The 24,116-nt window shown below is 43.4% G+C and carries 20 protein-coding genes; 11 read left to right on the top strand and 9 right to left on the bottom strand.

The annotated features are described in order from the left end of the window. Positions 1-17 precede the first annotated feature (17 nt). The 3 genes from NH399_RS22715 to NH399_RS22705 all read left to right on the top strand — a co-directional run bounded on the left by NH399_RS22715 (position 18) and on the right by NH399_RS22705 (position 3,082). Entirely contained in the window at positions 18-1,001 is a 984-nt protein-coding gene (locus NH399_RS22715; protein WP_253043502.1) for a D-2-hydroxyacid dehydrogenase, read from the top strand. Positions 1,002-1,045: 44 nt separating this feature from the next. After that, complete coding sequence (locus NH399_RS22710; RefSeq protein WP_253043500.1) at positions 1,046-2,485, top strand: coniferyl aldehyde dehydrogenase; 1,440 nt, start codon at positions 1,046-1,048, stop codon at positions 2,483-2,485. Positions 2,486-2,644: 159 nt separating this feature from the next. Next, complete coding sequence (locus tag NH399_RS22705) at positions 2,645-3,082, top strand: energy transducer TonB (RefSeq protein ID WP_253043498.1); 438 nt, start codon at positions 2,645-2,647, stop codon at positions 3,080-3,082. A gap of 54 nt (positions 3,083-3,136) precedes the next feature. On the opposite strand, the gene NH399_RS22700 is transcribed toward NH399_RS22705, so the two are convergent. From NH399_RS22700 to NH399_RS22675, 6 genes are all read right to left on the bottom strand, one after another. Then, the gene (locus NH399_RS22700; protein ID WP_253043497.1) at positions 3,137-3,838 is read right to left on the bottom strand and encodes an HAD family hydrolase; all 702 of its coding nucleotides are present in this window, start codon (positions 3,836-3,838) and stop codon (positions 3,137-3,139) included. Next, a complete protein-coding gene (xerC, locus tag NH399_RS22695; protein WP_253043495.1) occupies positions 3,835-4,731 on the bottom strand; it encodes a tyrosine recombinase XerC in 897 nt (298 codons plus the stop codon). Before xerC ends, NH399_RS22700 begins: the two co-directional genes overlap by 4 nt. 8 nt (positions 4,732-4,739) lie before the next feature. After that, complete coding sequence (locus tag NH399_RS22690; RefSeq protein WP_253043493.1) at positions 4,740-5,429, bottom strand: DUF484 family protein; 690 nt, start codon at positions 5,427-5,429, stop codon at positions 4,740-4,742. Continuing rightward, entirely contained in the window at positions 5,426-6,256 is an 831-nt protein-coding gene (gene dapF / locus NH399_RS22685; RefSeq protein ID WP_256489777.1) for a diaminopimelate epimerase, read from the bottom strand. Before dapF ends, NH399_RS22690 begins: the two co-directional genes overlap by 4 nt. Next, a complete protein-coding gene (locus NH399_RS22680) occupies positions 6,256-6,429 on the bottom strand; it encodes a lipoprotein (RefSeq protein ID WP_253043492.1) in 174 nt (57 codons plus the stop codon). The genes dapF and NH399_RS22680 overlap by 1 nt, the downstream gene beginning before the upstream one ends. 292 nt (positions 6,430-6,721) lie before the next feature. Next, positions 6,722-9,469, bottom strand: coding sequence for a class I adenylate cyclase (locus NH399_RS22675; protein WP_253043491.1), 2,748 nt, complete (start codon positions 9,467-9,469; stop codon positions 6,722-6,724). 395 nt (positions 9,470-9,864) lie between these two features. Between NH399_RS22675 and NH399_RS22670 the strand changes: the two genes are divergently transcribed. The 7 genes from NH399_RS22670 (at position 9,865) to NH399_RS22640 (ending at position 16,706) form a co-directional block, all read left to right on the top strand. After that, positions 9,865-10,683, top strand: a complete 819-nt coding sequence (locus tag NH399_RS22670) for a GGDEF domain-containing protein (RefSeq protein ID WP_253043490.1) — start codon at positions 9,865-9,867, stop codon at positions 10,681-10,683. Beyond that, the gene (locus NH399_RS22665; protein ID WP_253043489.1) at positions 10,680-11,723 is read left to right on the top strand and encodes a sensor histidine kinase; all 1,044 of its coding nucleotides are present in this window, start codon (positions 10,680-10,682) and stop codon (positions 11,721-11,723) included. The genes NH399_RS22670 and NH399_RS22665 overlap by 4 nt, the downstream gene beginning before the upstream one ends. Further along, positions 11,704-12,432: a LytTR family DNA-binding domain-containing protein gene (locus tag NH399_RS22660; RefSeq protein ID WP_253043488.1), complete on the top strand. Its 729-nt coding sequence runs from the start codon at positions 11,704-11,706 to the stop codon at positions 12,430-12,432. The genes NH399_RS22665 and NH399_RS22660 overlap by 20 nt, the downstream gene beginning before the upstream one ends. Before the next feature lie 183 nt (positions 12,433-12,615). Beyond that, the gene (gene hemC / locus NH399_RS22655) at positions 12,616-13,542 is read left to right on the top strand and encodes a hydroxymethylbilane synthase (protein ID WP_371876113.1); all 927 of its coding nucleotides are present in this window, start codon (positions 12,616-12,618) and stop codon (positions 13,540-13,542) included. An 8-nt stretch (positions 13,543-13,550) separates the two neighbouring features. Further along, complete coding sequence (locus NH399_RS22650) at positions 13,551-14,264, top strand: uroporphyrinogen-III synthase (protein ID WP_253043486.1); 714 nt, start codon at positions 13,551-13,553, stop codon at positions 14,262-14,264. A gap of 13 nt (positions 14,265-14,277) precedes the next feature. Continuing rightward, on the top strand, positions 14,278-15,468 hold the full coding sequence (locus NH399_RS22645) for a uroporphyrinogen-III C-methyltransferase (protein ID WP_253043485.1): 1,191 nt from the start codon (positions 14,278-14,280) through the stop codon (positions 15,466-15,468). Between the two features lie 2 nt (positions 15,469-15,470). After that, entirely contained in the window at positions 15,471-16,706 is a 1,236-nt protein-coding gene (locus NH399_RS22640) for a heme biosynthesis protein HemY (RefSeq protein WP_253043484.1), read from the top strand. Between the two features lie 22 nt (positions 16,707-16,728). Here NH399_RS22640 and NH399_RS22635 read toward each other — a convergent pair whose 3' ends face one another. Further along, positions 16,729-17,832, bottom strand: coding sequence for a LamG-like jellyroll fold domain-containing protein (locus tag NH399_RS22635; RefSeq protein ID WP_253043483.1), 1,104 nt, complete (start codon positions 17,830-17,832; stop codon positions 16,729-16,731). 788 nt (positions 17,833-18,620) lie between these two features. Here NH399_RS22635 and rimO point away from each other — a divergent pair. Continuing rightward, positions 18,621-19,964, top strand: a complete 1,344-nt coding sequence (gene rimO / locus NH399_RS22630; RefSeq protein WP_253043549.1) for a 30S ribosomal protein S12 methylthiotransferase RimO — start codon at positions 18,621-18,623, stop codon at positions 19,962-19,964. A gap of 57 nt (positions 19,965-20,021) precedes the next feature. On the opposite strand, the gene NH399_RS22625 is transcribed toward rimO, so the two are convergent. Together NH399_RS22625 and NH399_RS22620 are read right to left on the bottom strand one after the other, a co-directional pair. Then, entirely contained in the window at positions 20,022-21,947 is a 1,926-nt protein-coding gene (locus NH399_RS22625; RefSeq protein ID WP_253043482.1) for a S9 family peptidase, read from the bottom strand. A 160-nt stretch (positions 21,948-22,107) separates the two neighbouring features. After that, positions 22,108-24,033, bottom strand: a complete 1,926-nt coding sequence (locus NH399_RS22620) for a S9 family peptidase (protein ID WP_253043481.1) — start codon at positions 24,031-24,033, stop codon at positions 22,108-22,110. Positions 24,034-24,116 lie beyond the last annotated feature (83 nt).

Here is a 24,116-nt window from a genome sequence, read left to right as displayed (position 1 = left end):
ATGCAGAGAATTTAGTTATGAAAGCCGTATTTCTTGACGCTGGTACTTTGGTGCCAGGTAATGCAGAACCTTTAACATCGTCACTTTGGGATATCGACATCAGTGCACTTGAGCAATCAACCAGTGACATCGCTTTTCATTACCATACTCAAGCGCAAGATGTGGTGACTCGTTGCCAAGATGCCGACATTGTCATTACAAACAAAGTAGTTATAGATGCCGATGTCTTAAGCCAGCTCCCACAGTTAAAATTAATCTGTGTCGCAGCCACCGGTATCAATAACATTGATCTGAACGCCGCCCAGAATCAGAACATCGCTGTTACCAATGTAGCCGGGTACTCCACAGATAGTGTTGTACAAATATGCTTCACTTTAATTTTGTCGCTACAACACAAACTCACTCAAATTCATCACGACATGAATACTGAGGGTTGGCAGAATCAGTCCCAATTTGTCTGGTTGTCATACCCATTTCATGAACTTAAAGGCAAAACACTGGGCATTATTGGACATGGAACCATTGGTAAAGCTGTCGCCACTGTCGCACGAGCGTTCGGTATGAATGTGGTGATAGCCCAACTCCCCCATCGTCCACCACAAGCGGGGCGCATGCCACTCGATGATTTGCTAGGCCATAGTGACATTGTTAGTCTGCATTGCCCTTTAAACGAAGACACTCATCAAATGGTGGATGCAGCATTTTTAGGTAAAATGAAAAAGACAGCCCTGATAATAAACACCGCTCGCGGTGGTTTAATCGATGAAGCAGCACTTCGTCATGCGCTCTTAAATAATGAGATAGCAGGCGCAGGAGTCGACGTATTGTCAACAGAGCCTCCTGCCCAAAACAACCCTCTGCTTGATAATAGACTCACCAATTTATTAATCACCCCACACATTGGCTGGGCTAGCATCGAAGCCAGACAGACACTGGTGAATGAGATAGCAGAAAACATTCGCGCTTATACTGCTGGGAAATCACGCAACCGCATGGTATAAAATCCTAATAATAAAAACGACGACACGATAAAGTGAGGAAAGGTATGAATGCACGACAAGAGCCCGTAATAGAAAACGCAGGCATTGTGATGAAAGAGGCTTTTGAACAGCAACGACAGGCTTTTTTAGCACATCCATACCCTTCACTAAAAGAACGTAAGCAAATGCTGCTTGCGCTCAAAAAATCGTTACTAAAACATCAGGATCGCTTAGTGAAATCCTTGGCGGCTGATTTTTCTCATCGCTCAGAGGATGACACCCTATTGGCAGACTTTATGCCATCCATCATGGGGATCAAATACGCTCTGAGTAACCTGAAGCGATGGATGAAGCCCGAGAAACGCCATGTCGGCATACTTTTTCAGCCAGCTCGAGCTCGTATTGAATACCAACCGCTGGGTGTTGTAGGCATCATAGTGCCGTGGAACTATCCCATATACTTGTCTATCGGGCCTTTGGTTACTGCCATCGCGGCAGGCAACCGAGCCATGCTAAAGCTCTCTGAATTTACACCTTACACCAATCGCATACTAAAAGAAGTCATTGCCGAAGCTTTTGACTCTACCGAAGTATGTGTCATTGAAGGAGAAGCAGACATTGCAGCCCAGTTTTCTGCTTTGCCTTTTGATCACCTACTGTTTACAGGCTCAACAGCGGTTGGCAAACACGTCATGCGTGCTGCGGCCAACAATTTGACTCCTGTAACACTGGAACTAGGTGGCAAGTCTCCCGTCATTATTGCTGAAGACATGGACATTGATGGGGCGGTAGAACGACTCATGTATGGTAAGTGTTTAAACGCCGGACAAACCTGTATCGCTCCTGACTATGTATTATGTCAGGAAGGAAAAGCCCAAGATGTTGTTAAGGCTTTTCAAAATCACTTTGCCGCCATGTATCCCTCGATCAAAGATAATAAAGATTACACCGCGATCATTAACGAACGTCAATATGAGCGCTTGCAAGCCTGGATAGAAGAAGCCAAAGCCGCAGGCTGCGATGTCATCGCGATTAATCCTGCAAACGAAACCTTTGATAACAGTCAAAGGAAAATGCCCATGCACCTGGTTGTTAATCCTCCAGAAAATATTGCCATCAGCAGTGAAGAAATTTTTGGGCCAATACTTCCTGTTTTTACTTATTCGTCTATTCAGGATGCAGTGAAGTTTGTACAACAACGGCCACGACCTTTAGCCCTCTACTTAATGAGTCATAACAAGAAAACTCAAGACTATGTAATGAAGCACACTCATGCCGGTGGCATATGTTTAAATGACTCCATTAATCACATAGCCCAAGACGATCTTCCCTTTGGTGGTGTAGGCCCATCTGGAATGGGACACTATCATGGCATAGAAGGATTCAAAACTTTCTCAAAAGCCAAATCGGTTCTTATTAAAGGTCGCTTTAATAGTGCCAAGCTGGCCTTCCCTCCTTATGGACGTTGGATTCATAAACTCATCTATAAATTATATTTACGATAGCAGCGACTAACACTCTCTCACCAATGGTGAGAGAGTTGATGAGATAGATCCTCACAACAACCTGAATTATTTAATAATTTTTAATAACAATAAAACTTTATTGAGATTAAAAACATTACTTGCGTAACTTTATTGTGTTCCATCCACGAGAACTAAACGATGAATAAAAATATAATAAGCGTATCACTAGGAATTTTTGCACTTTTACAGACAACATCTTGCGCCACCTTAGACTGGGACAACTACCCACAAAAAAAGCTACTTTATAAAAATCGATGTGAACAGGTTGAGCCAAATAATAAGAACGACCTCGCCGACGAATCGAGGGCGAAAGCCATCGTTGTCATTCCTGCTCAATACCCAAGAAAAGCTGCCATGCATGGTATCGAAGGCTATGTTAAATTCGAAGTTGATGTTGACTCAGAAGGAAGACCTAAAAATATTAACGCAGTAGAGTCATACCCTTTAGATCTTTTTGTGACCTCAGCAACCCGAGCCATAGAAAAATGGCGTTTTGCACCTAAGAAGGAACAAGGTCAGGCGGTGAACGACCTATGCCACCGCTACACCATCGAGTTCGATGTTGCAAAGAATTAACCAGGAGCAGTTGCTCTTTGATGACACGATTTTAGACTCAAGGCTCTCCGTCTTTTAGGATTTCAAATAACGAAATACATCCTCTTTAAAGTCGGAGAGCGTTTTATAACGTAGGCAACGCGGCCCCAAATCAATATCTTCTTCATTAATTAAAATAGCGTAGCTCCCTGCATCCATTGCTGCTTGAGCATCATTAACAATATGATCGCCAACATACAAAAACTCATTATCATTTATATTGAATGCGTCATGGGCTTTCACAAACATGTCTTGATGTGGTTTTGCAATACCATCTGGGCCAGCACGGTATACAAGATCAAAGTAGTGATCAATACCCACCTGTTTTACATCAACGTTACCATTGCTGATAACTGCTAACTGAAAATCTTTTTTTAGATGATTAAGCAACTCAATAGCGTCGTCGTAAACCCGAACATTTTGCCGAGCCTCATAAAAAGCCTGATAAATATTATCTGCAATTGAAGCTTCCCAACCGTGCTCATTGGCAATGCTTTCTAATACTCGCAAACGCAAAGCCGAAACATCACTTTGCAACTCAGGTTCCTGACTAACGGTTTTATCAAGATGCTCTTTGTAAACGACAGCAATGCGCTCTTGCTCAAGTCCCTGCTTTACCAGGGCTTCGTTTTGAGCATTAACTGCGTCAATAATGGTTTGACGGTTGTCCCAAAGTGTATCATCAAGATCAAAGCCAACCGCTTTGATAGAAGGTAATAATTCGATTAATTTATTCATACTTTTTTTGTCGCTCTGGGATGAGCGGCGTCATAAACTTTAGCGAGGTGTTGAAAATCCAGATGGGTATAAACTTGGGTGGTCGATAAATTCGCATGTCCAAGTAATTCTTGAACAGCCCGCAAATCCGATGCGGATTCTAAAAAGTGAGTCGCACAAGAATGACGTAACTTATGTGGGTGGAGCCGACTGGGCAGCCCTAACGCTTTACCCCAATGTTCTAATCTCAGCTGAATACTTCTACGTTGTAAGCGTGTACCTTTTTGAGAAATAAACACCGCGCCATCTTCTTTTGCATACAAGTTTCGCAAAGCCAACCATTTTTCTAATGCGATCTTAGCTTTACTTCCTAAAGGGACATAGCGCATTTTCTTACCTTTACCAACAACATGAAGTTGTTGCTCTGGCAATTGAAGATGCTCAACGTCCAACCCATAGAGTTCTGACAATCGAATACCAGAGGAATAAAACAACTCCATCATTGCAAAGTCACGTACAGCAATGAAGCTGTCATCAGTTACGCCATCAAGGAGCTGAGAAACCTCATCAACATCAAATACTTTGGGCAAACGCTTGGGAACTTTGGGAGCTCGAACGCCTTTTGCAGGATTGAGCTTCACTTGCCCTTGTTTGAATAAATAATTGAAGAAGGAACGAATCGCAGAAAGCTTCTGTGCAATACTTTTAGGCGATAAGCTCTTGCGATGCAAATGGGCCAGATAACGACGCACTAAATGGCTGTCAGCCTGATTCCAGTGAGTGACATTAGCTTCATCGACAAAAGCCAGCCAATGTTCTAATGCTGTTTGATAACTTAGCAAGGTATGTTCTGATAGCTGCTTTTCTGTTTGGATAAACAGCAGGAACTGCTTTAAATCAGTTTGCAGCGCCATCACAACTCTCAGTCAAAATCTTTAAACTGGTTTAACATTTGCGTACAGACCGCCGACAAGAATTCCAGAAACAGCGATCCCATATCCGGTGAGAAGCGCAGCTGATCACGGCTGGCGAAAGCCAATACTCCAGCCTGGCCACCTTTACCTAACGGCAGTATCGCCACCGACCCCGTTTGAATGGCCACATTAGTGAATAACGAAGTGCGAATACTTTTATCCAGCCGCCCGCAAACCGGACCATTGCTCGGAAAATAGCAATCCAACTGTTGCGCCAGTCGCTCTGGCGATGCATATACACGTGCCGACTCTACTCGTTGCCAACGACCAAACAAAGTTAATGAAACAGCATCAAACTCAAACTCACGCTTTAATACATCGGTGAGCGTCATCGAAAACTGATCCAGTGACACACAATCGATCAGACACACAATCAGCTTGGTACATTTGGCCAGTAGATTTTCATTATCCTGAGCCGCTTTTAACATGTCGATCAAGCGCCCTTGAAGCTCGCGATTTTTCTCTCTAAGCACTTTTACCTGATGCTCAACCAGAGAGACCACTTCGCCTTCACTATGAGGAATACTCAAGTGCGACAACAATTGAGGGTGCCGACTTAAAAAGTCAGGATGAGAGGCTAAAAAATCGAATACCTGGCGTTCAGTGACGCTCTCTGCTTCTGTTATATCTTGATTCATACTTCTAACTGTCCTTCAAAAACAAACTCGGCCGGACCTGTCATATATAATGACTTTCCGGGTCCATTCCAATCGATAACCAAAGATCCGCCAGGTAAGTTAACCGTGACTCTGCTTGCCATATTATGTTGCAGTATTCCAACAACAGCAGCAGCACAAGCGCCGCTACCACACGCTTGTGTTTCGCCAACACCACGCTCAAATACTCGCAGGTTCATTTCTTTGTCAGACACCAGCTGCATAAAACCCACATTAACCTGCTCAGGAAACATAGAATGATGGCAGATGGCTTCTCCCAATTTATCCACAGGTGCCTGCTCAACATCTTCAACCGTTAGCACACAGTGAGGGTTCCCCAGCGACACCGCGCCAAAGCGATGACGAATCCCCTCTACTTCCAAACTGTAAGTAGTTTCTTTTTGTGCATAACGCATAGGTATGCGATCCGGCTCCAGCTTGGGCACGCCCATCTCAACAGTGACGTTGCCATCTCGATGAATTTTAAGCCCGAGGACACCACGAATGGTGCTCACTTTTAGACGATTCTTCCAGGTCAATCCCATCATACGTACAAATTGCGCCAGACAACGAGCGCCATTGCCACATTGGGCGACTTCGTTACCGTCGGCATTAAAAATACGATAATGAAAATCGACATCGGGTTGTTGAGGTGGCTCAACAATCAATAACTGGTCAAAACCCACACCGCGATAGCGATCAGCCAACCGACGTATTTGAGATTCATTAAAAAAGACCGGTTGAGCAATGGTATCAACGACCATAAAGTCATTACCCAGACCGTGCATTTTGGCAAAACTGATTAGCATTACAAACTCTCTTTTTGTGATTCTTCTTGAGACGGTTGTTGAGTTGTTTGTTCTTTCTCTGACTCGGCCTTTGCTGGCTCTTCAGGCTCCAGATAAAGTGCTTTTTTTTGGCCACAGGCCCCAAGAGTCACGACGACTATGGTAGCAATGAGCCACTGACTGATTGTTTTCATAAATTACCTGTTTGGCAGCATCAGTGGTCGTTCAAAAAAGGCATCATAGGCGCTCTTAGCAAGAGCACACTCGAACTTGATAGGTTTTATCAAACCCTCTGACCACCAAAGAGCCACTCAAAATCATTGTTCAATGTTGTTTAGTATAACCACAACTGGCAAAAGACTGGAAGCAGGTCATAAAATGTCAATGGGATTTAGGTCGAATACTGGGATCTGTCAACATTTTGCAAGCCGAGCATGGCGAAAAGAGCATCAATATTTGAACGGGGCCAATCAGGGCTTATTGTTGCTATATCAGCCCCAGCTGTTTCTCAATTCGAACTTTTTCTAACACGACCTGAGAACAGGTTAAGTGCTCATTATCAATAGCCGGAAACTCAACAGCATGCAGATAGGCTGCTTCGACGCCATGGCCCCAACATCGCTCCAGCCAGCTGCTCACTTTAAAGGCAAGCTTAGGATCTCGTTCTTCAAACTCGGCTCGCTCTCCTTTAGCCGTCAATATCAACTGGCGTCCGCTGGCAGAAGGATGGATCGCGACCGTTACCGCACAGGGGGGTAACTCCTCTGATTCAACAGAGTGCTCTGTTACCTTATCATCAACTAACTGCTCAAGGGATAGAGTAGAACTTGTAATATGGCACAGCGTATTGGTGTACAAAATAAAACGCTGCATTTGCTGCAAATAAGCATCAGAGGAAGTCGCCGGAACACTCCAGTACACAACGCCTCCCAACTCATCGACAAAACACAGTGATAGTGTGCGACTATCTTGTACTCTAAAGAGCAATTTTTGTTGATCGGGCTTGCTTCGTTCTAGCGCCGTATTGACGACCTTATCGGCAAAACACTGAGGATCAAAAACAATTTGCTGTTGTCGATCGCGCTGACTGATAAGTTGCTGAGCCAGCAGATGGCGATTTTCAGCGATAGAATAAGCATAAGCCTCTTCGCTTTCCTGTAGCATGCAATATTCTCCTCCCAGCCCAAAGACATAATAGAGTTGGCAAGGATGAGGTTGCTGGTATCGACCTAAAACCGCATGAAGTAGATTTTTTATACGACTAACCATCGCCTCTCCACGCATGGATGAAAAGCAATAGTAACGAAATTCCGGCTTCAGCTTCTGGCGCTGATAGAGTTCCAACAGAGCGATAGCACAATTAGGTAAAGCATTGTGGCCGCTAAAATGTACAACAAACAACTCGCCCCAGCTATTGGTATACACCAAATCCAGAGTTTCGATTAAATTGATCCCCTCATTGCCATAACTCAGCGGATCGGTTTTATCCGTAATAATATGGATCCCCTGGCGCGCCATTTCTGCCAGATGGTCATGAGCAAGATTAACAAACACCGTTATTTGGCTAATTTCGGGGGAATGCTCATAAACCTCATCGTCAACCACTTCAAACGAAAAGGAATGTTGAAAGTTGTGTCGAATAATCCGTTCTAGCTCACCGTAGCTCAATACCTGCATGGAGTCCCTAAATTGAATGGCTGTGCGTTCGTTTAACAATCCATTAATCTTTGACCAAAGTAACAACTCGATTAAAGAGTGGCACTGGTAGACGGGTTCAGCAGAACTCATCTCTGACTGACTCAAAGGATGATCAAAAAGCGACCAAAGTTCGATGTCTTTTGCCTTTTTCTGTCGGATCAATGTGAGATGACGCTCTTCGATGTAGCGCACAAAGTTCATATTCATCCACTCGATTTTTCCTGAAACCTGCTCCAATCGAGCACTGAGTTTGCGGCTTAGACGCATTAGATTGGCTCGATTGGCATGATACAGATCGGGATGTTTTTTGCTGTACTCCAAAATTTGGCGGAAAGAAGAAACCAACTGTTTCACATACAACCGCTTTTCGTCACTGATCTCTTCTATCGACCAATGCTGACGGCGATCAAACTGTTGAAGCTTCTCTTCACTCCATTGCCATTCATTAACTAAATCTTTAACTATCTGGACACTCAATGAGCGCTTGCGTTGAAACTTGGTAAGGCGAACTTTGATTTTGTGATACAAACAGCGACGAACAAATTCTAGGCGATCAAGCTGATTGGTTAACACCAGGTATTCTTCTACTTTTCGGTGCATCAAAAGATACGAATCAAATACGGTGGCATTGCTCACCAAATTATAAACAAAGGATTTATATTCCAGGCTGAGCGGTTTTACATTGGGGTATTGCGCCGCATAGGATTCCATCAAAACCAGCTTTAATGCGGTTTTATAAGGGGATGCCAGAGCTTTGTTGATGTACCAAATAGAGCTACGAATAAATTCGGTATCGGGTATTTTTTCTACCGTTCCAAAATCGACCCAATCATTTTCTGACAGGTATTTATTCTCAAAGAGCTTTTTCTTGTAAAGGTCGTAGTGGGAGTTCCATTCTTCCGGTATCACCCACCACAAAGGATACTTGCCTTCGATATAGATCAGCGTCCGATAAAACTCATCGAGTAACAGGCAAGGCTGCTCACTGTCTTCTTGGGCATCTTGTTTATCCAAAAAGTTCTCAGCGGTGACCAGATACAAAGAGACATCAATCCCTAAACTTTTAGCCCAGAGTTGGATCAGATCGCGCTTACGCTCAAGTTGGTTAATATCTGACTCTTGCAAATCTTCGCGAATGCACACCCACACATCCAGATCACTTTGACCGGTATAGGCCACGGAACCCGCACTGCCCATCAGATAAATACCGATGATGTCGAACTGGCGCAGCGCTCTGGGTTTGTACTCAAGACTACGGGCATACTTTTTGGCGAGCTGCACAACCATCCGATCCGGCTGATAGTTCACCAGGCCACAAGGCGCATCAGAATGGACAAACCCAGGTAAAGTAGGATGGTTAATGTGAAATAACAAAGGCAACAGGTGAATAAAGTTTTGCTCTGCCTCTTCGGCATTAGTCACCAATATCTCAAGACGCTTTTGATTGATATCAAGAAAACGCTGTAAAACCGATTTCAATTTCTTTCTATCGATTTCCAACTCAGTAAGATCATGATGACTAACAGGCTTGGCCATTATTTCAAATTATGCTCTTGGTCATAAATTCGCCCAGGCCAATAGTCATACTCTGGCATTCTGGCGGTAATTGCGTTAATAGTATAATAAAGGTAAAGATTTTGGGATGAATGACGATACAATAAGTATACCCAAAGTATTTCAAAGTGCACGTAGGTGACCAGCAAGCAAACTCCCAGAGTTTAAACACCTTAAGTGATCAGGGCGAAAGTGCATAGCCAACAACACCCGTGCGACTTGAAAAACAATGGATATATAACCGTTCCGAGCCATTCCGCAGAGGTTCACAGCAGTACCATATCTACTCACAAGTAGAGCCTATCTTAGGTGAAACGATAAATTGATGGAAAGCTGTTCGTTGAACAAACAAAAATATACTCAAATTGGCGTCACCAATGCAAAAGAATACAGAGTTTGATTATCAGCAACTCGCCTCAGAGTTGCTCAATGTTTCGAGCCTAGGATTACTTATTTTAGACGAAAATCGCCATATCGTTTGGTGTAATGGGCAGTTTGCCCAATGGGTTAATCAGTCTGCAGAACAACTGACACAGCAGCCCTGGGCATCGCTGCCTCTGGAGGCCTGCGATCAATCCGGCAGTTTTTATCTATTGTTTAACAAAGGCCGCGGTGATCCCGTTACTTTGTCTCACTGGGAAACCTTGCTTCCCTCAGTGCCAAACTATACGGTCCATTACTTCCGTGTAGAAGCTCGCAGCAGTCTTTCTCGCACGGCATCGAAAGCCATACCACAGGCGCCCAAACGTCCGAGCTGGGTGCAATTTCTTGACTACGAAGTCAGCCGCAGTCGCCGCTATAACAACCCACTGTCGTTGTTAAAATTGAGTATCGTTATCTTTAACTCTGATCAATTCTCAAAAGAAGAGGTCAACCAGGATATCTCTGAAACCTTGCGCGACGAATTGCGCTGGGCAGATATGATCGGCCATTCGGACGAAGGAGACTTCCTAATTGTACTTCCAGAGACCCCTCCCGAAGCCCTCGCTACACTGATCAACAAAATTGATGGAGCAATCAGCAGCAGGCTCAAGCACACCTACGACGCTCTGGATTATAAAGTGGTTACAGGTGAAGCTCACTGGCAAAAAGGTGACAATAGCGGAACACTGCTAGAAAGAGCACGAGATGATTTATTAGCCAAATTAGAGGTATTGCGAGATCAATACCAACAATCGGAAAGTATGACCTCATGACTACAAAAGCCGAGGGTATCATCCCCGACTTTTGCCAATTACCTAATGTTTTTCTCACCGTTCTCTTGTCAGAGATCCTGGCGGTGCTGGTGACCATTCTCGGTTATCAGCACGGTATTTCCCCTTGGTTTCAGCTGGGCCTACACAGCTTATTTATCGTTTGGAATACACTCTGCTCGGCGGCAGTTTTATGCCTGCTACGAGATTGGCTCAATCGCCGCTCAGTCGTTACCTTGTCTCTCTTCTGTATAGCAACGGTGCTAACGAGCACGCTGATAAGCAGTTTAGTAGCTATGTATTTTTATCATAGCCCTAGCCTGGATCTAAGCCACCCTGTGCAACAGGTCTTTATTATTCGAAATGAAGTGGCTGCGCTCCTCATCTCTGCGGTGGTTCTGCGTTATCTCTACTTAAATCATCAATATCGGCTCGGCATTGTGGCCGAAAGTAATGCGCGATTTGACTCTCTGCAAGCCCGCATACATCCACATTTTCTGTTTAATACCTTAAACACCATTGCCAGCCTGATAGCCATTGACCAAGATAAAGCCGAAAGAACGTTAGAAAACCTTTCGGCACTCATGCGCAGCGGGCTCAAGCAAAGTCAGCAACAAACGCCACTCAAGCAGGAGCTGAGCTTATGTCGCGCCTATGCCGACATTGAACATCAGCGATTAGGAGAACGGCTCTCTATGGAGTGGCAAATAGATCCTTCGCTGGAAGATTGGCCACTCCCTCCTTTTACATTACAACCACTCATCGAAAATGCCATTTATCATGGCATTCAAAGTTTGCCAGAAGGCGGTACCGTGCGAGTGGAAGGATATCGAAAGAAGCAAAGTCTTGTATTAAAAGTCACCAATCCGACACCAGACAATGCCCCACCTCATGGAAATCAGTCCGCTCATCAGAATATCCAACAGCGTCTATTGATTCGCTATGGAGCGGACGCCAAAATGCGCATTGAACACGAAGATAACACCTATAGGGTGACACTTGTTATCCCACAGGAGCCTGTGAATGAAAGTCTTGATCACTGACGACGAGCCACTAGCCAGACAACGACTAGAGCGCATGTTGTTGCAACTGGGCGATTTTGATATTGCTCAGGTGAGCCATGGGTTGGATGCGGTCAACTATTGCCAAAAAAATGCTGTTGAACTGGTTTTTATGGATATACGCATGCCGGGTATGGACGGACTCGAAGCCGCCTATCATCTAACCCAAATGGAAACCCCACCTGCGGTTGTATTTGTCACGGCTTATGATGACTATGCGCTACAGGCATTCTCGGTCAGTGCGGTGGATTACCTGCTAAAACCCGTCAAACAAGAAGATATAGAAAGCGCCCTGAGCAAGGCTTCGCGATTGAACCGAACCCAAGTGCAGCAGTTGATGGAAGAGTCCAAGCAACCGCAACGACAGCATATTTCGACCCGGCTAAGGGGCGAAGTTCATCTGATCCCGGTTAAAGATATCTTTTATTTTCAAGCCGACCAAAAATATGTCAATGTGCGCCACGTCAATGGCGAAGCTCTCATTGAAGAACCTCTAAAACAATTGGAACAAGAGTTTGATCAAACCTTTATTCGCATACATAGAAACGCCTTGGTCAACAAACATTGCATCAGTGGTTTGGTGAAAGACAGCGCAGGCCACCTGCTTATCCAGTTAAAATCGGATGACACGCAACTGGAGGTCAGTCGCCGCCACGCTGCCGAGGTAAGAAAGCTGATAAAATCTCTTTAATGTTATCAATCTCAATCAAATATATGAATTAAACGCATATTCCCCATACCAATACCTGAGTAATCATGGCCGTTGCAGCCGCGCAAGCCCATTTTTATATCAGGAATTTGGAGCCGAGCCGCAAGATATCATCATCACTCTATGGTAGGATAACCATTAGGTTTCTCAGTTTAACAGATGGTTATGACCTCTCTAATTCGAATCGCAACGCGCCGCAGTCCTTTGGCAATGTGGCAAGCCGAGTATGTTCAGTCGCGACTGCAACAACTCTATCCTGATTTAATGGTCGAATTGGTCCCGATAGTGACTCAAGGGGACAAAATTTTAGATTCACCTCTTGCCAAAATTGGTGGCAAAGGTCTTTTTGTTAAAGAGCTCGAAACTGCCATTTTAGAAAATCACGCAGACATTGCCGTACATTCCATGAAAGATGTGCCAGCAGAGTTTCCAGAAGGTCTGGGACTCAGTGTTATTTGTGAGCGCGAAAACCCTACCGATGCCTTTGTATCCAATATTTACCAAAGTCTGGATCAAGTACCTTCTGGCTCAATTATCGGTACTTCTAGCCTTCGTCGACAATGCCAACTTAAGGCGATCCGACCGGATCTCGAAATAAAAACATTACGCGGCAATGTGGGCACTCGCCTGAAAAAACTCGACGAAGAAATCTATGACGCCATTATCTTGGCATCAGCTGGATTGCTGCGTCTGGATATGCGTTACCGCATCAAGTCAGAGATTTCTCCCGACGAAATGCTGCCAGCAGCAGGCCAAGGCGCAGTAGGTATTGAGTGTCGTGTAAATGATACTAAGACACAAGAACTGCTGGCTCCTCTGAATCATGCTATCACTCATGCCAGAGTTACGGCTGAGCGTGCAATGAACCTGGAATTGCAGGGTGGTTGTCAGGTTCCTATTGGTGCCTTTGCAGAACTGCAAGAAGATGGAAAAACACTACGTTTGCGTGGTTTGGTTGGCGAAGCCGATGGCAGTCGCCTGTTAACCTTCGAACACAAAGCGCCGCTTGATGAAGCAGAATCCCTTGGCAAACAAGTAGCAGCTGCACTATTAGAAAAAGGTGCCGGAAAAATTATCGAGGCGCTGCTTTAACTCTTTCTATGGGTCGCATCATCGTAACACGGCCTGAAGGCCAGCAACATGAGCTAATGGCCGAGCTACAAGCGGCCGAACTACCCGTTGTGCATGTCCCTCTATTGTCTATTTATCCACAGCCAGTGCCTCCGCTGGCTACCGATAAGGCCGATATCCTTATCTTCATCAGTCCTAATGCGGCCACCTTTGCCTATCAACAGTTATCCACCGAACAATGGCAAACACTCAACAACAAAACATTGATTGCGGTAGGCTCAGCAACGCAAACAAAACTCACTTCGCTGCAACTTAACAACATATCTATACCGAATCATGCAAATAGCGAAGGGCTTTTGGCTATGAAGCTACTACAGCATGTGCAAAATAAGCGTATAATATTAGTGTGCGGTGTGGGAGGCAGGCAGCTCTTGCAGCAACAGTTGTTAGAACGGGGCGCAGAAGTCACCCGTTACGAAGTGTACCAACGCAAACCAATCACACCAGAATTATTGGTTAGCTATCAGCAAACGCTTGAAAGCAATGACCACTGGTTACTTACCAGCCAGGATGCCATAGACGCTTTGTGTCAGATCCCATGGGCTCACGTTCCACAAGCCATCGTAAGTAGCCAACGCTTAAAAAACTATGCCGAAGACAAAGGCATACATATAGATGCCGTCAGCACCTCGGCATTATCTTCAGATTTAATCCAGTGCGTGGTGCGTATGTCACGTCAGTGATCATGGAAATGTAATGATGAGTAAAAATAAAAAACAATCTCAAAATTCCGAAACGGAAAGCCCCCAGATCGAACCCCAAGAAGCTGTTGAAACAAGCTCCGAGGCAACAGAAACGGAAGAAGCCGTCCTGTTAGAGCCCGAAGATATTCACCAGCAGCCAACAGCAAACAAAACGTCGAATAAAGGCGTAGCCGTTGCCATTCTTTTCGCTTTGGCAGCCGCAGGCTTTAGTGGTTGGAGCTACTATCAGCAACAACAAGCGCTCGAAGCTCAGCAAGTTGTGGCCAATAAATATCAACAGTCGTTAGATAATGCTGAACAAACCATTGCGGATTTTGCCAGCCAGCTACAAGCTCGCAATACCCAGATCACTACGCTTAACCAACAGCAACAGGCCATTCAGCAACAGCAAACGCAAACCCTACAACAGTTAGCCATCGCCCAAGATCGAATCAGGCTGCTAACCAATCAAGGCAAAAATGAGTGGTTGCTTGAACAGGCCGAATATTACCTGACTTTGGCTCAGCAAAAACTTCTATTTGAACAAGATGTTCAAACTTCGCTGGCTCTGCTCGAAGAAGCCGATGCCAGCATTAACAAGATGAGCGATTTGCGCCTTAATACCATTCGCGAATCCATTGCCAATGATCGAGCTCATTTGCTCACACTACCTAAAGCCGATACAGCAGGTTTAATCAATCAGCTAGAAGCACTACGCTCTCAACTCTATAACCTGGAACCTGACACACTCAAACTACCGGATCTCGCTGAGCAAAAGCGCCCAGAAGGTAAAGAATGGTTCGACAAGCTGATGGAAACTCTTGGCAATCTGGGCGATGACTGGATTCGACCTCACTATCACGATCAAAAAGTTCCTAACTTCTTGCCACAAGAACATAAAGGCATTTTAGTAGCGACATTACAATTGGCTCTGTTACAAACTCAAGCAGCCGTCATGAACCACGACCAGAAACTGTTTGACTCACGCATCGTCGTGATGCAGCAATTGCTAAAAGACTTCTATCGGCTTAATGAGAGCGCTCAAGCGATTTCAGATGAGATAACCGCTCTGTCTCAGCAGTCTGTCGAGAATACTCAAGAACCCATTTATCTTTCTTCTTTGAATCAACTCAAACAAGAAAAAGAAGCTCGTCGACTGGAGTGGCTCAACGCTAATTCAGGTGTCGACACAGAGGAGCTTTGATCATGAAATGGATTATTCTTATTTTACTGATGTGCGCTGGCGCTGCTGGCCTTACCTTGCTCATTCAAGTCGAAGGCTTCATGGTCATTGCTCGCGAAAACGTTACCTATGAAATGCGAATCGGCGTTTTTCTGTTTCTATTAACATTGCTCATAATTACTATTAGCGTTGGCACTTTATTTTTGTCATCAGTTTTGCGCCTGCGAAAAGTATTTAGCTCATGGAGCTCTACCCGTGGTAGCAAACGTTCTCGTAGCCAAACAGTGAATGGCCTAATTGCTCTAACAGAAGGTCACTGGGAGAAAGCCGAAAATTATTTTAATAAAGCCATAAAAAAATCGGATACTAAACTCATCAACTTACTGTTAGCAGCTAAAGCCGCTCAAGAACAAAATAACCCCCATCAGAGAGATCTCTATTTAAAAGAGGCCGCTAAATTTGAACCCGAGGCGAATATTGCGGTGAGTGTGACTCAGGCAGAGCTGCAATTTAATAGTGAACAATACGAGCAAGCGTTAGCGACTTTAACTCAGTTGAGAACTCAAATTCCTAAACACCCTTATATATTAAAACTATTATCACGCTGCTATGCAGAGCTTAAAGACTGGGAAAAACTCTACGACTGTTTGCCCGATATCAAAAAGTTAAAAGTATTTAACCGAGAAAAATACTTGCAGCTACAAACGATGTGTTTGCACCAGTTATTAGTTACAACCGCAGAGAAAGGTTGCGAAGCCCTGCAACAAAAATGGCAACAACTCAAAAATGAATACAAGAAAGAACCTAAAACCGTAGAGAGTTATGCTCGACTTCTTATCGAGCTAGGAGCACAGGCCGAAGCTGAAGCACTGCTTCGCAGCACCTTAAAAAAACAATATTCTACGGAACTGGTCTACTGGTATGGCAAAACCATTGGCAGAGATCAAACCAACCAAATTGCCTTTGCTGAGAGTTTATTAAAAAAGTTAGAGAAAAGTGCAGAGTTATATTTGGCACTAGGTACCTTGTGTCATAGAGAGGAGTTATGGGGCAAAGCTAAAGATTACCTGGAGCAATGCATAGAACTCAATGGTCCAGTAGAGAGCTACCTGATTTTGGCTGATACTTTAAAGCATTTGAATGATGAAGAGGGTGCAAATAAAATAATAAAAACAGGGCTCAATAAGTCAGTTCAACAACAGTCGAATAACTTAATCAGTTCGCAGTCAATGCTATCTCTGACTCACGGTATTTATTAAATTTTATATGAGCGCTGTCTATTCAGCGCTCGCAACTTCTTTCTCTTCCTTTCGTAAAATTATCTATTACTTCATCCCCATCAAGAACATAATTATAAAGTCTAACCTCACCGATACTCCCAGGAAAAAATCCTGATAAGGAAGAGGTTCTGCTACCTAAACGTAAGACTTCATCATTTGAAAGCGAGCCCATTCTGTCTCTTGGATCCGCTGATGACTTTAGCTCACCGTCTAAATAAAACTTAATACCATCGGCTTGTTTTCTTGCAACGGTTACATGCACCAGATGCCACTGTCCATCAGCGACAAAAGCCTTACTAATATAATTAGTGCAAGAAGACTGCTCAGATTTAGGGGCGCAAACCCAGTCTCCATCTCCATCAGCTAACTGCATAGACAAAATACCCTTGTACAGATGAAAACTAAAGCCTTTAACATTGCCACTGCGTTGTTCAAATCGTTTATCTACAATAACCACAAGATCCTGAGATTCCGTCTTGATCCACGCACTCATGGAGAAGTCGTTCTCACCAAAATTCAAAGAGGCATGGTTTTTTATCTCAACATAATCATCAATGCCATCAAAACAAAATGCCATACTTTTATCATCGGGCGCCAAGGTAATACTGGTTTTAGGAAAAATCGTTGGCAGAACCGTCATACTTTCTAGTTCTTCTTTCACATATAAAAACAGATAAATACTGAAAGCAAACATAGAGGCTACGATAACTGATGCAATGTATATAAACTTTCTACTACTGACATCAGAGCCTTGAGTGTCTAAAATTTCCTTCCGCTCTGATCCTTGTGGAATAACTTTAGCTTGTAAAACATAACCTCGTTTGGGAACCGTTTTTATACGGCTAGGCAAATCTGGTTGATCATCAATGACTTTACGCAGCGATGCAATATTGCGATTGAGAGAGTTTTCATTAACGGTTTGTTTTCCCCAAACATTACCGTAGATAGTTTCTCTCAATACCAATTGTCCCGCATGAGTCGCCAGCAATACAAGAACGGCCATCACTCTTGGTTCAATTGAAATGACTTGCTCACCATTAGTAATACGATTTTCTTGTGGTTCAACAAGTAAATGATCAACAAGAAATGGTTGAGACATATCCATGAAGGTAAAACCTCTGAAATCCCCTATTTGCTATACAAACTCTGTTTTAGAATAAGAGCATTAATTAAATATCAATGTTCTTTATTCGCCTAATATAGCAGGCTTACATATAGATTAGGATAGCAATAGTAATATTTAACATTACGAATACTCTCACAAGTACTCAATAAATCAACTTATGATTTACGAGTTTGAGAACAATCTAGAAAAATTCTCATGTCACTCTCTATAAGCTTACTAATGGATGGATATTTATTAGGGTTATTCACTCTCCTAATTTTGAAGCCATTTAACGACAGCTCTTGAAAGAGAATATCGAACACTATGCTCACATAATCACATAGGAGAATATAAAGTTTGATAAAACATTACAGAGCCATAAAATAAACTCCAAAGTACCCACTTTAATATCTGATAATGAAACAATAGCGAGCTCTCTTCTTAACAAAGTGACTTTATACGAGAAACTGGCATAAGTACTTATAGATCTTCCATCGCCCATTGATTAAATGACACAGAAACCACTTCAATTTTTAAAGACGATATGGGTTCTATTTTATGTATTGGTTTTCATCAACTGAGGCCATGTTGCTTCAGTCAAGGGAGCCTTTCATCCAGGTACTTAGGTGATAATAATGATTATTACTATCGTCTTTGTATTAAATTTCCAGTTAATCCGCTTTGCTGTATAATTCGCGCACTAAAATTTACCAGCTTTCGGATAACCTATGTCAGTCGAAAAATTTGATCCCAAGCAAACTACCACCATGGAAGCACCTAATAAGATGATGGGTGGTCAAGCGCCAACAGCTGGGAGCACTGCAAAAGACTCAATCCCTCGAGTAGGCTTTGTCAGTCTGGGCTGCCCTAAAAACACCGTCGACTCAGAGCGGATTGTCACGCAGCTAAGAGCCGAAGGTTATGAATTATCAAATAGTTATGAGAATTCTGATGTAGTCGTGGTAAACACTTGTGGTTTTATCGACGCAGCTGTTCAGGAGTCTTTGGATACTATAGGAGAAGCCTTAACCGAAAACGGCAAAGTCATTGTCACCGGTTGCCTTGGCGTTAAAGAAGATACCATTCGAGAAGTTCATCCCAACGTACTGGCAGTAACAGGCCCTCACGCCTATGACGAGGTGATGAATCAGATTCACGAGCATTTACCTCCACAACACGATCCCTTCATGGATCTGGTGCCACCCGCAGGCCTTAAACTTACGCCTCAACATTATGCCTATCTGAAAATCTCAGAGGGATGCAATCATAAATGCACCTTTTGTATTATTCCTTCGATGCGTGGCAAACTGGTCAGCAGAGATATCGGAAGCGTGCTACAAGAAGCTCAAAACCTTGTCGAATCAGGCGTTCAGGAGTTGTTGGTTGTCTCACAGGACACCAGTGCTTATGGAATTGATACCAAATACCGTACCGGTTTTTGGAACGGTATGCCCGTTAAAACGCGTTTTAAAGAACTGTGCGCTGAATTAGGTAAACTCGATGCCTGGACGCGTTTGCATTATGTCTACCCTTATCCTCATGTTGATGACATCATTCCCTATATGGCTGAAGGAAAAATACTTCCTTACTTAGATATCCCTTTCCAACACGCTAGCCAAAGTGTATTAAAAAACATGAAGCGACCAGCTGCCAGTGAGAAAGTGCTCGGCAGAATTAAACAGTGGCGAGATTTATGCCCAGATATGACCGTTCGTAGTACTTTTATTGTCGGCTTCCCAGGTGAAACCGAGGACGACTTTAAAGAACTGATCGATTTCTTGTATGAAGCTGATCTCGATCGAGCTGGCTGCTTTAAATATTCTCCAGTCGAAGGCGCCAAAGCTAATGATTTAGCTGATCATGTCGATCCAGACATTGCTCAAGAACGCTGGGAAACGTTTATGGCTGTTCAACAGGAAATCAGTGCCAATCGACTGGCAAAGAAAGTAGGAAAAGAATTAGATATTCTAATCGACGAAATCACCGAAGAAGGCGCCATCGGCAGAACAAAATACGATGCGCCAGAAATTGACGGTGTTGTACATATTAAAACGGAAGAAGAGTTAGAGGTAGGTGATATGGTGACAGCAACCATCACAGGCTCTGATGAATACGATTTGTTTGTCGAATAAATGATTCCAAAAAGATAGAAATAAAAAAGGAGGCTTAAGCCTCCTTTTTTATTGTAACTAACTACCGATATGCTTCTCTAAAAACTTTTCAATTTTTGTATACAGCTCGTAGTTGTTTTCTGGATTTCTAAAGCCGTGTCCTTCGAAAGGCTTCACTAATGATTCGTATGGATAATCAATTTCATCCAACGCTTCAGTTAATGAATAGTAATGCTCCATAGGACAAATAGGATCGTCTTTACCATGAACTAAGAACAAAGCGGCTTTTAGCTTATTCACGTGATCACGTGGTGAACGCTCTGCCATAAAGGCTTCATCACCGTAACCCCAAGCTTCTTCTTCGTTCTTTCGGCCATAGCGAGATTTATGATAAATATCATATTTAAAGGCTCGAATATCGTAAACACCTACATAAGGAATTGCGCACTTATAAAGATCAGGTTCGCGGATCGGGCCCATCATCGCAGCATAGCCACCGTAACTTGCGCCATAAATACACACACGCTCTTTATCAACGATGCCTTCCTTTACTGACCAAAGTACCGCATCGGTCAGATCGTCTTGCATTTCGCGACCCATTTTTTTGTAGTTATCATAGATGAAATCGCTACCACGACCACCAGAGCCACGATAGTTAACCTGCATTACCGCATAACCACGGTTAGCTAAGAATTGAACGGCTCTGTCATATCGCCACTCATCTTGCACACCAAAAGGTCCGCCGTGAACATACTGTACCAAAGGCAAGTTTTTCGATTTACCTTTTGGTAGAGTCAAATAACCACGGATTTCTAGACCGTCTCTAGCTTTGAAGGAGAATGGTTTCATTTCTGCCATTTCTTCTGGCTTAATCCAATCTCTAACATCCAACAAGTATTCTAATTTGAAAGACTTAGTGTCCATCATAAAGAAACGACCCGGACGACGATCACTCCAAACACGAACAAGTGCTTTGGTGCCATCAGCAACGTGGTTAATGATATCAACCTGCTCACCTGGGAAAGCCGCTTGCAAACCTGCTTGTAACTTTGCACGAGGATGTGATGGATCAAAGAAGTGTGTCTCAAGATAGCCAGGCATCATTTGAATACCCACTAACTCAGGAGTTCTATAATCACCATCGAAAACTGAACCAGAGAGGTCTGCATCACCTTCGATTTCGTAAACCAGATCCATTTTTTTGGTATTCAAGTTTAGCAGGTAAATACCTCGCTTTTTCCCTTTTTCGCGAACATTCAGATAAACATGATCATTGTCTTTGGTAAAGCTCATCGGGCTAATACCAACTGACTTGTCATCATACTCGTTTAAGAGTTCCCATTCTTTGGAGTTCTTTTTACGAGTGTGGATGCGAACTTTCTCTTCATCAGGATCTCGAGAAACTGAAACTCTGACTTCATGGTTATGGTCAGCGCGCAGGCTCGCATTCTTTTCGGGGCTTTTGTCGACCTTGCGTCGTGAACCCGTATAAACATCTAACTTATAAACTTCGGTAAAGCCACCTTTGCTCATGCTGATCAAGATATTACGAGGCTCATCTCGTAAAAAGTTCATAAAGTTATAATTTCTTGGGCGCTCTGCGCTTCTACCTGGCTTTTTTGGAGCTGGAAGAAGTTGAACTTTTTTGGTGCCATCAATGCTACCAGCAAACAAATAGCCTGTTCGAGCAGCCTGTGCTAATGGACCAATTTTTCGGATCATAGTGGCGTAAATACGCTCATTATTGAACCAACCAAAACGGCCAATTTCTAAATTATCACGCTTAAAATTAAAACGTGCCTTGATTTGCTTAGTCTTCGCATCTAACACCGCTAACTGGGTGTTACCATTAATTTTGACTGTTGCAGCATAATGTTTGCCATCTGGCGAAACATTCAAGCTGATGATGGTTGAGTCTTTAAAAAAGTCTTCAACCGGAATTTCTCTTGCCTCAATAACTGTCGTTATCGATAAACAAAGAAGAAAAATAAATAACTTTTTCATCCTTATTCCTCAAAAGTTTAAATAGGACTAGTGATCAACCCAATTATCTCTAATTCTGATTATTAGTGAAGGGAATTAATAACAAAACTCCGTGATTGCTTATGCCGCTCGCAAATAACGAACGGCATTTCACAGATAATGAACTGGATTCAGGTAGGGTTTATTTACCGATGTGCTTTTCTAGGAACTTTTGCAGCTTGGTGTATAGCTCATAGTTATTTTCTGGATTACGGAAACCGTGTCCTTCAAATGCTTTAACCAACGACTCATAAGGGTAACCTCTTTCATCTAAGGCTTCTGCCAAATCGTCATGGTTATCGATAACCACTCGCGCATCATCTTTACCATGTACCAGGAAGATAGCCGCTTTTAGCTTGTCCAGATGATTAATTGGAGAACGTTCCTTCACAAACTCAGGATCATCGATACCCCAAGCTTCTCGAACAAAACGGCGACCATACTCGCTTCTCCAGGTGTCAGCTTTTTTCCATAGGTTGATGTCATACAGACCAACATAGGCAATGGCGCATTTGTAAAGATCAGGCTCCTTCACAACACCCATCATCGACGCGTATCCACCATAGCTCGCGCCGTAGATACACAGACGCTCTTTGTCAGCATATCCCTGCTCAACAGCCCATAGAGTCGCATCGGTTAGGTCGTCCTGCATTTCCATACCCATTTGCTTATAGGCATCATACTGGTAGCTTGAACCACGACCGCCTGATCCACGATAGTTCACTTGAAATACTGCATAACCTCGATTGGCAAAAAATTGTACTTCACGGTTGTAGCCCCATCGGTCTTGCACGCCATAAGGACCACCATGAACCATCAGAATCATAGGAAGATCTTTTGACTTGCCCTTAGGTAGCGTTAGATATCCGCGAACTTCCAAGCCGTCTCTTGCTTTAAAGCTAACAGCCTTCATCTCCGCCATTTCTTCTGGCTTGACCCAATCTCTCACATCCAAAAGGTACTCAAGCTTAAATGTCTTAGTATCCATCATGAAGAAACGGCCTGGTCGACGATCACTCCATACTCTAACCAACGCTTTGTTACCATCGTCAGTCAAATTAACAAGGGAAACTTCATCTTCAGGAAACGCCGCTCTTAAACCAGCATCCAGTTTTGCTCGAGGATGGCTAACATCAAAAAATTGAGTTTCATACTTGCCAGGCATCATTCGAATGCCAACAATCTCTGGTTTATCCGTATCGTTATCGTAAACAGAACCTATAACATCAGCGTCACCTTTTATTTCATGAATGAGCTGCATGTCTTTTGTTTTCAGGTCTAGCAGATAGATACCACGTTGCTTACCTTTTTCACGAACGTTTAAGAAAACCTTCTGGTTGTCTTTCGAAAAGCCGAGAGGATCGATGCCAACAGATTTATCATCGTATTCCGCAAAGGCTTCCCAGTCGTCAGCTCCCTGCTTACGGGTGTGAATATATACTTTCTCTTCGTCGGGGTCCGTCGACACAGAAACTCGAACTTCTTTGTTATGATCGATGAGCAGTGATGCGTATTTCTTCGGGCTTTTATCAACTTTCTTTCTTGAGCCAGTATAAACATTAAGTTTATAAACTTCGGTAAAACCACCCTTGCTCATGCTAATCAGAATATTACGCGGGTCATCTTTCAAAAAGCTCATGAAGTTGTAGTTTCTTGGACGCTCTGCACTTCTGCCCGGTTTTTTAGGGGCTGGCAATAGCTGAACTTTTTTGGTGCCATCAATGCTGCCCGCAAACAAGTAGCCTGTTCGTGCTGCTTGAGCTAGTGGGCCCACTTTGCGGATCATGGTTGCGTAAACACGCTCATTATTAAACCAACCAAAACGGCCGATTTCTAAATTATCACGCTTAAAGTTAAAACGAGCTTTGATCTGTTTGGTCTTTGCATCCAATACTGCTAGTTGAGTGTCGCCATTAATTTTTACAGTAGCGGCGTAGTGCTTGCCATCAGGCGAAACATTAAGACTGATGATAGTCGAGTCTTTAAAAAATTCTTCAACAGGGATTTCTCTTGCTTCAATAACCGTTGTTATTGACAAACAAAGAAGAAAAATAATTAACTTTTTCATCCTTATTTCCTTAAAACTTAAGTTGAACCAACGATAACTTGATTATTATTAATTTTGATTCTAATTGAGGGAATTAATAACAA

This window comes from Pleionea sp. CnH1-48 (assembly GCF_024124665.1).
In the GTDB taxonomy this organism is placed as follows: domain Bacteria; phylum Pseudomonadota; class Gammaproteobacteria; order Enterobacterales; family Kangiellaceae; genus JAMXSB01.
This window is presented reverse-complemented; position numbering and strand designations above follow the sequence as displayed.

Coding starts and splice junctions, on each gene's coding strand:
- NH399_RS22715 (WP_253043502.1), top strand. CDS start 18: ATGAAAGCCGTATTTCTTGACGCTGGTACTTTGGTGCCAGGTAATGCA.
- NH399_RS22710 (WP_253043500.1), top strand. CDS start 1,046: ATGAATGCACGACAAGAGCCCGTAATAGAAAACGCAGGCATTGTGATG.
- NH399_RS22705 (WP_253043498.1), top strand. CDS start 2,645: ATGAATAAAAATATAATAAGCGTATCACTAGGAATTTTTGCACTTTTA.
- NH399_RS22700 (WP_253043497.1), bottom strand. CDS start 3,838: ATGAATAAATTAATCGAATTATTACCTTCTATCAAAGCGGTTGGCTTT.
- xerC (WP_253043495.1), bottom strand. CDS start 4,731: ATGGCGCTGCAAACTGATTTAAAGCAGTTCCTGCTGTTTATCCAAACA.
- NH399_RS22690 (WP_253043493.1), bottom strand. CDS start 5,429: ATGAATCAAGATATAACAGAAGCAGAGAGCGTCACTGAACGCCAGGTA.
- dapF (WP_256489777.1), bottom strand. CDS start 6,256: ATGCTAATCAGTTTTGCCAAAATGCACGGTCTGGGTAATGACTTTATG.
- NH399_RS22680 (WP_253043492.1), bottom strand. CDS start 6,429: ATGAAAACAATCAGTCAGTGGCTCATTGCTACCATAGTCGTCGTGACT.
- NH399_RS22675 (WP_253043491.1), bottom strand. CDS start 9,469: ATGGCCAAGCCTGTTAGTCATCATGATCTTACTGAGTTGGAAATCGAT.
- NH399_RS22670 (WP_253043490.1), top strand. CDS start 9,865: ATGCAAAAGAATACAGAGTTTGATTATCAGCAACTCGCCTCAGAGTTG.
- NH399_RS22665 (WP_253043489.1), top strand. CDS start 10,680: ATGACTACAAAAGCCGAGGGTATCATCCCCGACTTTTGCCAATTACCT.
- NH399_RS22660 (WP_253043488.1), top strand. CDS start 11,704: ATGAAAGTCTTGATCACTGACGACGAGCCACTAGCCAGACAACGACTA.
- hemC (WP_371876113.1), top strand. CDS start 12,616: ATGACCTCTCTAATTCGAATCGCAACGCGCCGCAGTCCTTTGGCAATG.
- NH399_RS22650 (WP_253043486.1), top strand. CDS start 13,551: ATGGGTCGCATCATCGTAACACGGCCTGAAGGCCAGCAACATGAGCTA.
- NH399_RS22645 (WP_253043485.1), top strand. CDS start 14,278: ATGATGAGTAAAAATAAAAAACAATCTCAAAATTCCGAAACGGAAAGC.
- NH399_RS22640 (WP_253043484.1), top strand. CDS start 15,471: ATGAAATGGATTATTCTTATTTTACTGATGTGCGCTGGCGCTGCTGGC.
- NH399_RS22635 (WP_253043483.1), bottom strand. CDS start 17,832: ATGGATATGTCTCAACCATTTCTTGTTGATCATTTACTTGTTGAACCA.
- rimO (WP_253043549.1), top strand. CDS start 18,621: ATGGGTGGTCAAGCGCCAACAGCTGGGAGCACTGCAAAAGACTCAATC.
- NH399_RS22625 (WP_253043482.1), bottom strand. CDS start 21,947: ATGAAAAAGTTATTTATTTTTCTTCTTTGTTTATCGATAACGACAGTT.
- NH399_RS22620 (WP_253043481.1), bottom strand. CDS start 24,033: ATGAAAAAGTTAATTATTTTTCTTCTTTGTTTGTCAATAACAACGGTT.